At 57.9% G+C, this 13,769-nt stretch carries 11 protein-coding genes and 1 riboswitch; of the genes, 3 read left to right on the forward strand and 8 right to left on the reverse strand.

Annotated features, from left to right (window positions below; translation table 11 throughout):
• Positions 1-15: 15 nt before the first annotated feature.
• From ehuA to NQZ67_RS02880, 5 genes are all read right to left on the reverse strand, one after another.
• On the reverse strand, positions 16-834 hold the full coding sequence (gene ehuA / locus NQZ67_RS02860) for an ectoine/hydroxyectoine ABC transporter ATP-binding protein EhuA (RefSeq protein ID WP_257443349.1): 819 nt from the start codon (positions 832-834) through the stop codon (positions 16-18).
• Positions 835-858: 24 nt separating this feature from the next.
• Complete coding sequence (gene ehuD, locus NQZ67_RS02865; RefSeq protein ID WP_257442579.1) at positions 859-1,521, reverse strand: ectoine/hydroxyectoine ABC transporter permease subunit EhuD; 663 nt, start codon at positions 1,519-1,521, stop codon at positions 859-861.
• A 7-nt stretch (positions 1,522-1,528) separates the two neighbouring features.
• Positions 1,529-2,179: an ectoine/hydroxyectoine ABC transporter permease subunit EhuC gene (gene ehuC / locus NQZ67_RS02870; RefSeq protein ID WP_257442581.1), complete on the reverse strand. Its 651-nt coding sequence runs from the start codon at positions 2,177-2,179 to the stop codon at positions 1,529-1,531.
• 1 nt (position 2,180) lies between these two features.
• Entirely contained in the window at positions 2,181-3,083 is a 903-nt protein-coding gene (ehuB, locus tag NQZ67_RS02875) for an ectoine/hydroxyectoine ABC transporter substrate-binding protein EhuB (RefSeq protein ID WP_257442582.1), read from the reverse strand.
• Between the two features lie 381 nt (positions 3,084-3,464).
• Complete coding sequence (locus tag NQZ67_RS02880; protein WP_257442584.1) at positions 3,465-7,964, reverse strand: DEAD/DEAH box helicase; 4,500 nt, start codon at positions 7,962-7,964, stop codon at positions 3,465-3,467.
• A 131-nt stretch (positions 7,965-8,095) separates the two neighbouring features.
• On the opposite strand from NQZ67_RS02880, the gene NQZ67_RS02885 reads away from it, so the two are divergent.
• Both NQZ67_RS02885 and NQZ67_RS02890 read left to right on the forward strand, forming a co-directional pair.
• A complete protein-coding gene (locus tag NQZ67_RS02885) occupies positions 8,096-9,010 on the forward strand; it encodes an NAD(P)/FAD-dependent oxidoreductase (RefSeq protein WP_257442586.1) in 915 nt (304 codons plus the stop codon).
• 98 nt (positions 9,011-9,108) lie between these two features.
• Positions 9,109-9,399 (forward strand): hypothetical protein, encoded by a 291-nt coding sequence (locus tag NQZ67_RS02890; protein WP_257442589.1) that lies wholly within the window; start codon positions 9,109-9,111, stop codon positions 9,397-9,399.
• A 109-nt stretch (positions 9,400-9,508) separates the two neighbouring features.
• On the opposite strand, the gene NQZ67_RS02895 is transcribed toward NQZ67_RS02890, so the two are convergent.
• From NQZ67_RS02895 to pyk, 3 genes are all read right to left on the reverse strand, one after another.
• Positions 9,509-9,775 (reverse strand): CD3324 family protein, encoded by a 267-nt coding sequence (locus tag NQZ67_RS02895; protein WP_257442590.1) that lies wholly within the window; start codon positions 9,773-9,775, stop codon positions 9,509-9,511.
• Between the two features lie 428 nt (positions 9,776-10,203).
• Positions 10,204-11,151, reverse strand: coding sequence for an EamA family transporter (locus tag NQZ67_RS02900; RefSeq protein ID WP_257442600.1), 948 nt, complete (start codon positions 11,149-11,151; stop codon positions 10,204-10,206).
• Between the two features lie 83 nt (positions 11,152-11,234).
• Positions 11,235-11,344: riboswitch (purine riboswitch) on the reverse strand.
• Between the two features lie 77 nt (positions 11,345-11,421).
• Positions 11,422-12,840: a pyruvate kinase gene (gene pyk, locus NQZ67_RS02905; RefSeq protein ID WP_257442602.1), complete on the reverse strand. Its 1,419-nt coding sequence runs from the start codon at positions 12,838-12,840 to the stop codon at positions 11,422-11,424.
• A 113-nt stretch (positions 12,841-12,953) separates the two neighbouring features.
• Here pyk and NQZ67_RS02910 point away from each other — a divergent pair, with 113 nt between their 5' ends.
• Positions 12,954-13,748 (forward strand): helix-turn-helix domain-containing protein, encoded by a 795-nt coding sequence (locus tag NQZ67_RS02910; RefSeq protein WP_257442604.1) that lies wholly within the window; start codon positions 12,954-12,956, stop codon positions 13,746-13,748.
• Positions 13,749-13,769 lie beyond the last annotated feature (21 nt).

Here is a 13,769-nt window from a genome sequence, read left to right on the forward strand (position 1 = left end):
TCCAAACTTCTCGTTTTACAGGAAACGGCTCAAGAACGATTGCAGCCGCTCGCTTTGGGGCCGGTCGAAGATGTCTGCCGGCTTGCCCTGCTCGACAATGAGACCATCCGCGCCGAATATGACGCGGTCCGCGACTTCCCGGGCGAAGTCCATCTCGTGCGTTATAAGCATCATCGCGGTATCGCCCTGGAGCGCAACCTCCTTGATGACCTCCAGCACTTCGCCGACCAGCTCGGGATCGAGCGCCGAGGTCACCTCGTCGAAGACGACGACCTTCGGCCTCATGACGAGCGCCCTCGCGATGGCGACCCGCTGCTTCTGTCCGCCCGACAGCTGCGACGGATAATTGTCCAGCTTGGCGGACAGGCCTACCTTATCCAGCATTTCCTCGGCGCGGGCGTTCGCTTCGTCGGCGCCCAGCTTCAGCACGGACGTCAGGGCCAGCGTCACGTTGCGCCGAACCGTCAGATGAGGGAACAGGTTGAAATGCTGGAAGACCATGCCCACCTTCTCCCTCATGCGACGAAGATGCTTTTCGTTCGCGGGGACGAGACGTCCCTTCTTGTCCTCGCGATGCCAGAGCGGCTCGCCGTCGATCGTAATCATCCCGCTCGTCGGCTGATCAAGCGTCATCAGCATCCGGCCCAGCGTCGTTTTCCCCGAGCCGCTCGGACCGATCAGGGCAAGCTTCTCCCCCGCATGAAGCGTAAGATCGATGCCCTTGATTACTTCCAGCTCGCCGAATGATTTCGTTACCTTGCGATATTCGACGAGGGGCGCAGCAGCAGGCTCTGATTGTACCTCGCTCTGCCGCCCCTCTTCCTTTTCTTGCATCACTATCATGGCGTGAACCTCCTTTTACGCGGCCCGCTTCCGCATCCAGCGCTTCTGCAGCCTCGATATCGCAAGCGACATGAGCAAGCTGCCCACGATGAAGATCACGCCCGTGATCGTGTAGGGCTCGAAAACGCGATAAGAGACCGAAATTTCGTTTTTGGCGCGAAGCAGCAGTTCAATGTAAGTGATAGCCGACAAGGTCGGCGTCTCCTTGAAGATGACGATTAAGTAATTGCCCATGATCGGCACGACCGGCGGTATCGCCTGAGGCAGGATGACCGAGAACCACGTTCTTCTTTTCGAGAAGTTTAGCGCCGTGGAAGCCTCCCACTGTCCTTTCGCCACGCCGTCGATACCGGAGCGGTAGACCTCGGACATATAGGTCGAGTAGTGCAGCCCAAGTCCGAGAACGCCGGTCAGGAACGCCGTCATCGAGAACGGCGTAATCATGGGCAGGCTGTAGTAGAGAAAAAACAATTGCACGAGCAGCGGCGTGCTGCGGATAAAATGAACGAATGCCTTCGTCGCGTTCCGGACGATGGTCAATCTCGACCTGATCAGCGCCGCGAACGCCAAGCCGAGCACGGCCGCCAGGACGAAGCCGCCTAAGGTGGCGAGCAGCACGTTCGGAATAGCTTTGAGCAGAATCCCGGTTACTTCCGCCGCGTAATCCCAATCCCACATGTTAACGTCACCTCCATGCCGTCATTCTGCGTTCCAGCCAATTGATGGGCAGCGAAATGCAGGAGGAGAGCGCATAATAGATGAGAAGCAGCAGTCCGAAGATCACCGGAGTGTCATTGTAATAATTGTTCCTCAGGATCATCGCCTCGTACGTCAAATCCGACATCGTGATGAAATAGACGAGCGAGGTCGACTTCAGCATCTCGATCCACAGATTGCCCATCGGGGGCAGCATGCGGACGATCGCCTGAGGCAGTACGATCTGAACGAGCCGCCTGAACGGGGACAAATTTAGCGCGATCGAGGCCTCGTACTGTCCGCTCGGGATCGCTTGGATGGAGCTCCGCACGATCTCCCCGCCATACGCACCGATATTTAGGCCGATTGCCAGCACGGCTGACCAAGTTTTCGACAACTCGACCCCCGCGATCGGCAAAGCGAAATATACCCAGAACAGCAGCACGAGAAGAGAAGCCGCGCGGAACAATTCGATATACCCGGCCGCGATCAAGCGCACCAGAGCGAACGTTGACGTTCTGCCAAGACCCGACAGCATGGCGAGCGCCATCGCCAGCACGCCGGACAGCAGCGTAATCTTGACCGTGACTAGCGCGCCCTGTCCAAGGAACGGCAGCCACTTCAGTACCGTCTCCAGCACGTTACGCTTCGCAAAGCTGCTGGGCCGTCATATCGCCCGGAAGCTCCTGCTCCGTGAATCCGAATGGCTGCAATATTTCCAGAAGCTCGCCGCTTTCCTTCATCTTGGCCAGCTCGGCGTTGAACGCGTCGCGGAACGACGTGTCTTCCATTCGGAACGCCGTGGCGCCATAGCCCCTTACGCTTTTGCCGTCAACGACCGGCTGCTCGAAATCCATGACGCGCTCGATGCTGGAGTCCGCCGCTTCGTCAAGCCGGGATTGCAGCGCAGGACCCGTCATCGTCATCGCGTCCGCCCGGCCCGTCTGCAGCGCGCTGATCGCGTCGTCTTGGTTCTGCACGATGACCATCTGGCTTTCGGCGACGCCTGACGCTTCGAGATATCCGATCTCCACCGCGCCCGCCATGACGGCGACTTTGGCGTCTTTATTTTCGGCAATCGCCTTGTAGCTGTTCAGCGCTAGCGGATTGCCCGCTTTCACGGCCAAGCCTTCACCGATGCTGTATTCCGGATCCGCGAACAGCACCGCTTGACAGCGGTCCGGATTAATGAACATTCCCGCCGTAATCATATCGAACCGCTCGGCGTTCAGCCCCGCAATTAAGGCAGAAAATTCAGAAATTTCACCGCGCATTTCTTTAATGCCTAAGCGCTCCAGGATGACTCGCGCGATTTCGACCGCTTCGCCAGTCAGCTCCCCGTTCTCGTCTTTGTACGCGTACGGATTTTCGCCCGCGAAGCCGATCGTCACGTACCCTTGCTCCACCGCTTTCTCCAGGGTGGTCTTGCTTTCCCCCGCGTTACCGCCATTGCCGCCGGAGGCGGTGTTGCCTCCGTTCCCGCCGCATGCGCTCAATAGTAGAGCGGGCAGCAGTAGCAGAATGGCCAGCCATTTCCTTTGCACGTTGTACCCCAACCTTTCTTTGTTTTTTTGAACACTTAAAAGGCTAACATGAATAGCGCTGGAGGTCATTTCCAGTAATTTGGGATAATCCACCGTATAATGTGCTCTCTGCGGCAGAGGGGAGCTGACCTGCCCTCTCCTCCTTTTTCCTGCCATATCCTGCCTCATGGTAGCGGAAAAGGCGGTTTACATAACATCTGAACTATGTTATATAAGACAAACTTATAAATAAAACCCTTCAAGATCGAACTTACAGTTCATAAATAAAGCTTATAAAAAATTTGTCGACAATTTCGACAATTATAATCGTCAAACCAAAGCTTCATTCGCCGTACAAAAAAAGAGACAAGCATCGTCGCTTGTCCCTCTCAATTGCCTTCCTCACGCCTTCTCCAGCCGGCTCATCCATAAGACGTACGACTGGCGGTCCCGTTCCGCTCCCAGCTCCTGCAACAGCGCGCCCCCCTGCGATTCCGCCACGGGCGCTCCGTCCCATTCGTCGATCACGACCTTCGTTAATCCTTGCTGCCGGAGAATAACGGCGAACATAGCTCGCAGCGTCGCCTTGAGCGACTCCTTCTCCGCTTCATCCCGCGTCTTGCTGCCGGTCATGCTGAACACCCGCTTACCGTTGCCTTCGACCCAGAATCTCCACTCCGCTCCGCTAAGCGCGACATAGCTGCCCGCCTTTCTCGCGAAAGATTGACCCGCATGCGCCTTAGCCGGCCAGTCGATAAATAATCCGTACGGGTTCGCCGGATCCATCGCGGACAGAACCGTCATCTCCGAACGTTCCTTATCCGGCAACGAGGCTCGAAGACTGCCGGCGATATCCGGCGTCGTAAACTGGATCGCGGCCGCGCCTTCCACGAATACGCCTCTTGTGACGTTGCCCCACTCTTCCAAGCGGTTCAGCACGGGAAGAACCTCGTCCCAGCGGAACGGCGTGTAGGCGGACACCAGCTCCTTGGTCACGATGCCGTAGCAATCGATCAGCTGTCCGATCCAGTAGAAAGCAGGAGGCATCCGGTCATTCCCGGCTTGGCGGGCCGTCTCGTCCGGCTGCCCTATTTCTCCTCCGAGCAGCGTCCCGGTCGGATACCATCGCCCGAAGCCGGAGCCCGCTTTGCCGTGATCCTTGCCCTTCTTGATCAAGCTCAGCCGAAGCGGGGCGAACTGGTCGTTGGAGGCGTGACCTTCCCAGACGAGCTCCAGCAGCTCCGACAGCGTCTCGCTTGGCGACTTGCCATAGCTCCGGCTAAGCTGCGTGAGGAAGCTCGCTCCGCCCGTCTGCAGCAGGCGCAGAAGCTCCGGATAGCGCGTCTCCTTTTTCGCCGCGTTTTCGATATAGGGCTCGATCAGATCCGAGTTGGAGGCCAAGAAGAAGGCGATTTTGCCTTCCTTCGAGCCTTCCGCGCGGCTCCCCAGCCATATGACCTCGCCCGTCGCGCACAGTCCGTCGAGATCTTCCTTGCGGTAATTCGCGATGCGGGACGGGAAGAGAAAGCTCTCCCAATGGGCGGCCGGAAGGAACAGCCCCTGCATGCGGCCGATGACGGCAAGCAGCCCTTCCGGGCCCTTCAGCTGGGTGCCGTTCAGCGCATGCTGGCGCTGCGCCAGATAACCGCACCAGCGCTGCGGCTCCATCGCCTTCGCGTTTTTGCGGCCTTCCCCGATCGAGAGCCTGACGATTTGCGAGGCGACCTTGCTGCTGCACCACAGCCGTTCGTGCTCATCCGCCGCGAACGGAGCCTGCCGGATAATGCCGAGACGAACCATCTCGTCGACCAGCCTGCGCGCTTCGCTCATCGTTAGCGAAGGATAACGCTCGCAAAGCTCGGGCTCCGTGAACGACATGCGCCCCTCGGCGTAACGGCTGATTACGAAGAAAGCCGATTCGCTTCTGCCGGGAAACCCGGCGTAGACATCCGCTTCATCCGCGCAGATCCACCGGAGGACCGGCCATCCCTCTCCCTCCACGGCCAAGTCAATCTCTCGAGCCTTGCCGGCTTCGGACAGCTTCCGCAAGCTCTCAAGCGCCGCCGCGCCGCCTTCTTTCGCCAGCTCATCCTGACCCGCGTCTCCCTTTTGCTTCAAATACGCGTACAGACCTTCGGGAGTATCCAGCTCCGGACGACGCTGCTCAAGCCTTTGCTCCATCTGCTTCAGAGCTTCCTCCGCAATGCCGCCGCTCCCGCCCGTTCCGCCGAACAGCTCTTTGGCGAGTCCTTTGCTCATGTGGAGCAGTCCGGCTTTCGTCGCGGTATCCAGCCCGTCCCCTTCATAGAGGCGCATATTCACATAATCGGCCAAAAATTGCGTCGCCATCGGCGAAGGGAATTCCGTTTCCCGCACCGTGATTTGAATGTCGCCGCTTCGAATTTGCTCCAGAATCGTCCGGAGTCCTTGCAGGTCCAAATAATCATGCATGCACTCCCTCATCGCTTCGACCAGGAACGGGAACGACTCCGCGTAAGGCAGCGCCTCCCGCAGCAGCTCCTCGCTGCGCAGCCGCTTCTGCCACATCGGCACGCGCGTGAAGCTTCGGGCAAGCAGAAGCGACGTCTCCGCGATTCGCCGGAACGCGATCGCGAGCAGCGGCGATCCGGTCACCGCTTCCGTCAGCAGCGGCTCCAAATTGTTCGGCGTCACTTCGCCGATCATCCGCAGCCACGACGAATCCCATTCCGGCAGCACGAATTCGATGCCGTTGTCCTTGGCATTCCCGTACAGCTGATAAGGGAGCGCCTTCTCGAATTGGCGCTGGATCGCCAGCAGCCAGGTGCGGTTCACCCTTCTCCCGAACGGGTTAAGCAGGATGACATGCGTCTGGTTCATCATATCGCGGTATTGTTCAATGACAATGCGCTTCGCCGTGGGCAGCTCGCTGAACGCATGCTGGGAAGCGGCATAGCCGATCAGCTCGTCCGCCGCGTACCGGTCCATGCCGTATTCGCTATGCAGCCACGCGATCGCCCCTTCACTGCCGGCTTCCGTTATAGAGCCTGCCGACGCGCTGCTCCATTCGCTCCACTGCTTGCTCCGCTTCCGGTCGGGCGAACCATCGAGTCCGAGCTTATCCGCAAGCTCCTCCAGCAAGGCTCCTACCTTGCGGCCGAGCTCCATGGTTCGTCCGGGCCCTTCGTTTCGCCAGAACGGAATTTCGCTGAAGCTGTTCGACGCCTCGGAGACGTAGACCCGGTCCTTGTCGATTTTGCGAATCATCCAAGAAGCGGTGCCAAGCAGGAACACATCGCCGACCCGGCTCTCATGCACGAATTCTTCGTCCAGCTCGCCGAGATGCGCCCGGCTGTCCAGGTGATGGACCGGATATTGGGACGATTGCGGGATCGTCCCGGCGCCGGTCATCGCGGCGATCGCCGTATTCCCTCGCTTCGTGAGCAAGCCGGCTTCCCTGTCCCAATCGAGAATCGGCCTTGCGAATGGATATAATCCCGCAAGCACCGCAAGCACGCTTTCGATTTGGCCGATGGTTAGCGTTCTGTAGCTGTCGCATCCGAGCAGCAGGCGATACAGCTCGTCTACCGTAATATCTTGGGAAGCGACGATGGCGACAATCTGCTGGGTCATGACATCGAGCGGCGACTCCGGAATCCGGATCGGTTCAATCTCGCGGGATGCAATCATCCCTCCAAGCACGGCCGCTTCCGGCAATGCTCCCCGCTGCCGGATGATGACGACGCCGCGCGATACGTCGCCGACCGCATGCCCGGCCCGTCCAATCCGCTGTATACCCGATGCGGCGTCGAGCGGCGAATCGATCTGGATGACCAGATCGATATGCCCGACGTCGATGCCGAGCTCAAGCGAGGAGGTCGCGACGAGACACGTCAGCTCTCCGTTCTTCAGCATGGCCTCGACCTCCAGCCGCTTCTCCTTCGACATGCTGCCGTGATGGGCTCTCGCGAGCTCGTAGCCCGCATGGTCGTTCATGCGCAGCACCAGCCGCTCGCACAGCCTCCGGCTGTTCGTGAACAGCAGCACCGAACGGCAATTTTCCATCAACGCAAAAATCCGCTTAAGGATCGGCAGCCAGACGGCATCTCGCGTATTCGCCGGCGCGCTCGTGTCTGGCATCGTGACGAGCACGTCCATCCGCTTCCGCATTCGGCTCTCGACGATATGCACGGGGCGGCGTTCGTAGCCGAGCGGATGCCGCGCATCTTCGCCTTCGGCAAGGTTACGTCGTTCCGGCCGGTTCGTCCAGCCCCCGAGAAACTGAGCCACGCGCCACAGCGGATTTTGTGTCGCGGACACGCCGATCCGCTGAAGAGGCCTGTCCGTCAGCCGCTCGAGCCTCTCCAGCGACAAGGATAGATGAGCCCCCCGCTTATCGCCGGCCAGATCGTGAATTTCGTCGACAATGACGAATCGAACCGTGCGAAGCATCCCTCTGCCTTGCTCCGAGGTCAACAGGATGAACAGCGATTCCGGCGTCGTAATGAGCAGCTCCGGCGGACGCTTGACCATGGCCGCGCGTTTCGACGACGGCGTATCGCCCGTCCGAACGCCGCTGGTAAGGCCCGGCCACGGCTGTCCGGTCCGTCCCGCTTCCGCCTCCAGCTGCTCCGCGAACGAAACCACATGATGCTGGATATCGTTATTTAACGCTTTGAGAGGAGTAATGTACAGAACCCGGACGCCGCGGTCGCCCTTCTTCTCCTCCGTGACGACGCCGTGGATGCAGGGCAGCAGTCCGGCCAAAGTTTTCCCTGAGCCCGTCGGGGCCGCGATTAGCGTGTGATGGCCCTCGAGAATCGCTGCCCATGCCTGCCGCTGCACGTCCGTCGGCTCGCCGAAAGCGCCGCGGAACCAAGAGGATAGCACGGGATGGAACGCATCCAAAATAGAAGTAAGCATAACGACCAGCTCCAACCGTCATAATAAAATAGAGGATTGCATGTCTTTTCCAAGTTAGATCCATTATAACAGTCAGGGCAATCTAGCGGAAACCATGATGCAGTACAGACAAAACGGGAGGAGGCGCAGGAATGGAGGAGTGCGATGTCGCCATTATCGGAGGCGGGCCGGCCGGATTAAGCGCGGCTTTGCTGCTTGGGCGGTCGCTGCGGACCGTCGTCCTGATCGACAATGACCGCGCCCGGAATTCGGCCGCCAAAGCTTCGCACGGTTATATGACCCGGGACGGCGTCGCTCCGGGCGAGCTGAGACGGCTTGCCAGAGAGGAGCTGCGGCAGTATCCCACCGTGCGTCTTCAGCAGGGGACGGCCAAGGAAGCCTGCTCGGTGCAGGGCGGCTTCGTCATCGCTCTATCGGATGGCCGGCAATTCGCAAGCCGCAAGCTCGTTATCGCGACGGGCTTCGCCGACCATCTCCCGCCCATTCGGGGACTGCGGGAGACTTATGGCAGCTCCGTCTTCCCCTGCCCGTTCTGCGACGGCTATGAACGGCGGAATGAATCGACGGCCGTATTCGGACGAGGGCATAAGGTGTACCGTTTTACGAAGAAGCTTTTCAATTGGAGCAAGGACCTCGCCGTCTTCTCCGACGGCCCGTCGGAGCTTGACCAAGGCGAACGAGAAGAACTGATTCAGCGAGGCATTCGGCTGTTCGAAGAACCGATCGAAGAGCTGGCCTCGAGAGATGGCATGCTTCATTCCGTCATCCTGCGCGGCGGCGCCGTTATTCCCCGGACTAGCGGCTTCATCGCGGACACGGGCGCGAGCGAAGCGTCCGACATTCCGGACGGGCTGCTCGTGGCGCGCGATAAAACGGGAAAATTCGATACGCAGGCGCACGGCAAGACGTCAGTCGACGGCTTATACATTATCGGAGATGCCAAAAACGCGTTCACCGGGCTTGTCGGAGCGGCCGGCGAAGGCTATGAGGCGGGCACGATCATCGTGCAAGAGCTTGCGGAGGAGGATTGGGAGCGTTGTCGATAAGTATACGGGTTCTTGATCCACGTTCTGACAAACATTTCGTCCCTCCTCTGATAGAGTTATAGGCATGTCGCCTATATCTAACAGAGGAGAGTTATGGAATGAAATTAATTATGAACGAAAGCTTTGACAATGAAACGATAGCATTTGACGGATTCAGCTTCAAAAACTGCACCTTCACCAACTGCGTCATCATTATTACGACGCTTCAATTCCATTTCGAGGGCTGCTCCTTCTACGGCTCTACGCTGCACGTCGATCCCGATCTTCCGGTCTTCGAGGTTTCGCACCGCCTCTCCCAATCCGCTTACGATCACGAAACCCGCTGTTACCGGGACGATTATAAATATCCGCGCACGAATGTTCCGCTCCCTACCACCGCCGTTCATTAACCTCATGCCGAATAGAAGCTAAGCATAAAAAAAAGAACCTCCGTCCTACCGCTCGCATTGCGGTATTCCGGAGGTTCTTTGTATGGGATCCGTTCCGTCGTTCTCATGACTAGCGAGTCTTCACGATGATCTTGCGAATGCTCTCGCTCGACAGGTGATACTTGCGTTCCAGCTCCGCGACGGTCGCGCCGTTGCTGTAATGCTGGAAGATCTCCTTGTTGCGCTCCGCCAGCAGCTTCCGAGTTCCGCTGACTTCGCCCCAGCTTGCGCGCTGGTTGGACGGTTTAGGGATGTAGATCAAATCGCCTTGGATATATTTCTGCAGCTCCGACAGGAGACTAGGGGGAAGCACGTCTCTTCCATTTTTGTAGTTCACGGTATAGGTCCTCCTCGAATATGTTCAATCTTGTGGCTTGCGTCGTTTGGTCATTAAATACTGCATTTTGCATGCTTGCCGCCTCCCTTTCTTAGAGTAGTAGTTGGGGTGGTCCCCGTGCTTCTTATGAAGCGTCACTTTCCATTATAATGAAAACTTTTTTTGTTAACAATCTTTAATTTGGATGAATGTTTTCTTCGGTCCAAATATAAGAAGAGGCCCGAAGGCCTCTTCCGTTACGGCGTCTCCGATTACTCGGAGACCACCTCTAGGTTGTGAATCAATCTGATCAGCTCCTTTCCTTCACGTAGTGCGTCGGCCCGACATCCTTAGTATAATGCCATTCCATGGAAAGACGAAAGGAACAGAACAGGTATAAAACAAACTTTACCAATCCGTTGCCCGATCGGCTTGCGGCTAACCAATCATTACCGTTGCGCTGCGACCGCGTGTCGTCGTAAGAGCTTCAGCAGCTCCGGATAGGCGATGCCGACAAGCACCAGAATAACTCCGCCCCATTGCATGGCGGAGACGTGCTCCTGCAGGACGATGGACGACAGCAGGACCGCGACCGGCAGCTCCGCCGCGCCGAGAATGCCGGCCATCCCTTCCCCGATATGCGGCACGCCATAGGCGAACAGGAGCGGCGGGATAAACGCGCCGAACAAGCCGAGCAGCGCCCCGAACAACAGCAGCGGGCTGAACAAATCGCCGTTCCATAGAAACTTCGGCGTGAACAGCAGGAACACCATCAGCATCCCGCCGAGCATCATCCACTTGCTGCGCGTAGCGGGCGGCGCTTCCGGCACCGCTTTGCCGCTGAAGAGAATGAACAGCGAGTAGCTGACCGCGGAGAGCAAGCCGAGCACAACGCCCCATAGGTTAAACTTGCCGCCGCCTTGCTCGATGATGCCGGCCGCAAGCACCGTGCCGCCGAACAGAATCGCGAGCGTCAAATAAATGATGCGGTCTGGCCGCTTCCTCTGCCGGATCGCCTGCATCAACACGCCGATCCACGAGAATTGGAACAGCAGCAGGATAGCCAGCGAAGCCGGAATATAGCGGAGCGATTCGTAATACAGCAAGCCTGTAATCGCCGTCGGCAGGCCCGCCGCCATCAGCATGAGCCGTTTTCCCGCTGTCAGACGTACGGCTGCAGGACGGCTTGCGGCTGCCTGCCCGGCGGAGCTTGCGGACTTCCTTGCCGCTTTCCTCTCCATAAAAGCCGCGAACAGCCAAGACAACAAGAAACCGACCATCAGCTGGCTGCCGACGACTTCGCCGAGCGTGTAGCCTTCGCCATACGCGAGCACGACGAACGTGGATAGGACGCCATAGCTGGCGGCTCCCAAAAATACGGACAACATATACTTCATGTATGATTCCACTCCTTCTTCATATCCAATAATGATCTCTGGCTCCGAACGCAAAAAAGCTACGGACAACCTGTCTTATTGTAGAAATAAGACAGGTCATTCGTAGCGTGGAAGTAAGGCTTCCCGTAGAAACCCTCGCCCTGTGCCCTAAGCCGTTATACGAGGTTATACGAATATGGAACCGTTCGATTGTTGCGTGAGAACCTCACTTATTTTGTCACCTTGGAGCGAATCTGTCAATAGACCAGATGAAAAAGACGGGAATCCCGCCTACTCCATTTGCTGGATTTGAATCAGGTTCGTCGCGCCGGCCCTTCCGCTCGGAATGCCGGCGGAGATGATGACGAAATCGCCTTTGGCAAGCAGCTGCGTACGCCTTGCGCCGCGGATGGCCGCTTCGATCATAGCGTCGGTCGATTCGGTCGATTCGCCTTTGATCGGGATAACGCCGCGCACCAGCGTCAGGCGCTTCAGCACATAGTCATGCGCCGTGATGGCGATAATAGGAGCGCTTGGACGATATTTGGACACCATACGGGCGGTAAATCCGCTTTCGGTCGGCGTCAGGATCGCCTTGGCGTCCAGCTGCAGCGACGAGCTCACGACCGCTTGGCTGATGACCTCCGTTACGGAGGAGGTAGGAACCGTCAGCTTCGACTGGAATTGCTCCGCGTGATCGATCGTCGATTCCGCGCGCTCCGCGATCATGGCCATCATGCGCACGGATTCGAGCGGATACTTGCCCGCGGCCGTCTCTCCGGATAACATGACGCAATCCGCGCCTTGCAGCACGGCGTTCGCGACGTCGCTGACTTCCGCTCTAGTCGGACGAGGGTTCACTTGCATGGAATCGAGCATCTGCGTCGCCACGATGACCGGCTTGCCGGCAAGGTTGCATTTTTGAATCATTTCCTTCTGAATCATCGGCACGTCTTCCGCGGGAATCTCGACGCCCAGGTCGCCGCGCGCGACCATGATGCCGTCGGAAACTTCGATGATCGCATCGAGGTTTTCGACGCCTTCTTCGTTTTCGATCTTCGAAATAATCTGAATATGCCCCGCGCCCGCATCCTCCAGAATCTGCCTCACCTGCAGAATATCCTCCGCTTTCCGCACGAACGATACCGCGATCATATCGACGCCTTCCTCCACGCCGAACGCGATATGCTTCACGTCCCGATCCGTGACGCCCGGAAGCGTCGTGCGGATGCCCGGGAGATTGACCCCTTTGCGCGGCTTGAGCGGCCCGCCGTTAAGCACGCGGCAGTGCATTTCCGTTCCCTCTATTTGCTCTACGCTCAGCTCGATCAAGCCGTCATCGATCAGCACCTTGGTTCCGATGGTCAGCACCTTCGGCATATCCTCGTAGTTCACCGCTACGCAGCTTCCATTGCCCGTTACCGCGCGGGTCGTAAGCGTCAAGACGTCGCCGGCTTTGAGCTCGTAGCTGCTCTCTTCAAGCGTGCCGATCCGAATCTCGGGTCCCTTGATGTCCATCATGATGGACACGACCTTGCCCGCCTCCCCTGCTGCTTCCCGGATAAGCGCGATGCGTCCGCTGTGATCGCTAAGCTCGCCATGCGCCATATTAAGCCGGGCGACGTTCATGCCGGCGTTCATCATTTCCTTCAAGATCGAGATCGAATTGCTGGATGGTCCCATGGTGCACACAATTTTCGTCAAACTCATGTACGTTAACCCCTCCGCCTCTGTACTATTCTGCCTCATTGTATCGGGAAATGCAGACAACGTACATGAACTATAGTATGATGACTGTACTATAGTAAGATGGAGGCTGTCAGATGCTGTCGATTGTAAACCTGCAGCGAATTCAAGGCATGAGCTGGTACGAGGAAAGCGACGCGCTGTCGAATGTGAGCCGGTTCGTCATCGTCTCCTACGGCAAATGCCTGTATTGGATCAACGGGGAGAAGGTATTGGCGGAGAAAGGCGATTTTCTGTTTATTCCCGAAGGCTCGGCCTTCTACGGCAAGAGCGTGCCAACCGTGTTTCACGAGCAATACGTGATGGACCTGCGGGTTGATCCTCTTGCGGACGCCGGCGAGCTCAGGCTTCCCATGTTCGGGAGGCCGGGCTATTCGAAGTCCAAGGCCGGCTGCTACGAGCTTGTGCTGGAGCGGCTTCGCGCGTTATGGAACGAATGGCAGGAGAAGCTGCCCTTCTCCTCCCTCCGCGTTTTGTCGGCCGTTCTCGACGCGCTTGTGTTATGGGGGCGAGAGCTGGAAAGGGGCGGTCCGGCGGACGTGTCGGTTCAGCATGCGGAACGGATGAAGGCCTACATACAGGAGCATTACCGTACGAAAATAACGAAGGAGCAGCTAGGCGATTTTATCGGACGGAGTCCCAACCACGCCGCGAGCCTGTTCCGCCGGATAACCGGCCAGACCATCAGCGAATTCGCGCATAACGTCCGCATGCGGACCGCCGTCTATATGCTGAAGGAATCGCTTCTCACCGTGGCCGAGATCGCCGATTATTTGGGCTACTCGGACACGTCCTACTTCCAGCGCGTATTCAAGCGCACGACGGGGGTCTCGCCTTCCTATTATTTAAAAGAAAGATCGTTCACGGTATAATAGTAGAGTTATCCACTGTAA

This window comes from Paenibacillus soyae (genome assembly GCF_024623455.1).
GTDB lineage: Bacteria > Bacillota > Bacilli > Paenibacillales > Paenibacillaceae > Pristimantibacillus > Pristimantibacillus soyae.

What these genes read in the sequence shown, in the direction of transcription:
- ehuA (WP_257443349.1), bottom strand. Translation starts at nt 834, where the DNA reads ATGCAAGAAAAGGAAGAGGGGCGGCAGAGCGAGGTACAATCAGAGCCT.
- ehuD (WP_257442579.1), bottom strand. Translation starts at nt 1,521, where the DNA reads ATGTGGGATTGGGATTACGCGGCGGAAGTAACCGGGATTCTGCTCAAA.
- NQZ67_RS02880 (WP_257442584.1), bottom strand. Translation starts at nt 7,964, where the DNA reads ATGCTTACTTCTATTTTGGATGCGTTCCATCCCGTGCTATCCTCTTGG.
- NQZ67_RS02885 (WP_257442586.1), top strand. Translation starts at nt 8,096, where the DNA reads ATGGAGGAGTGCGATGTCGCCATTATCGGAGGCGGGCCGGCCGGATTA.
- NQZ67_RS02890 (WP_257442589.1), top strand. Translation starts at nt 9,109, where the DNA reads ATGAAATTAATTATGAACGAAAGCTTTGACAATGAAACGATAGCATTT.
- NQZ67_RS02900 (WP_257442600.1), bottom strand. Translation starts at nt 11,151, where the DNA reads ATGAAGTATATGTTGTCCGTATTTTTGGGAGCCGCCAGCTATGGCGTC.
- pyk (WP_257442602.1), bottom strand. Translation starts at nt 12,840, where the DNA reads ATGAGTTTGACGAAAATTGTGTGCACCATGGGACCATCCAGCAATTCG.
- NQZ67_RS02910 (WP_257442604.1), top strand. Translation starts at nt 12,954, where the DNA reads ATGCTGTCGATTGTAAACCTGCAGCGAATTCAAGGCATGAGCTGGTAC.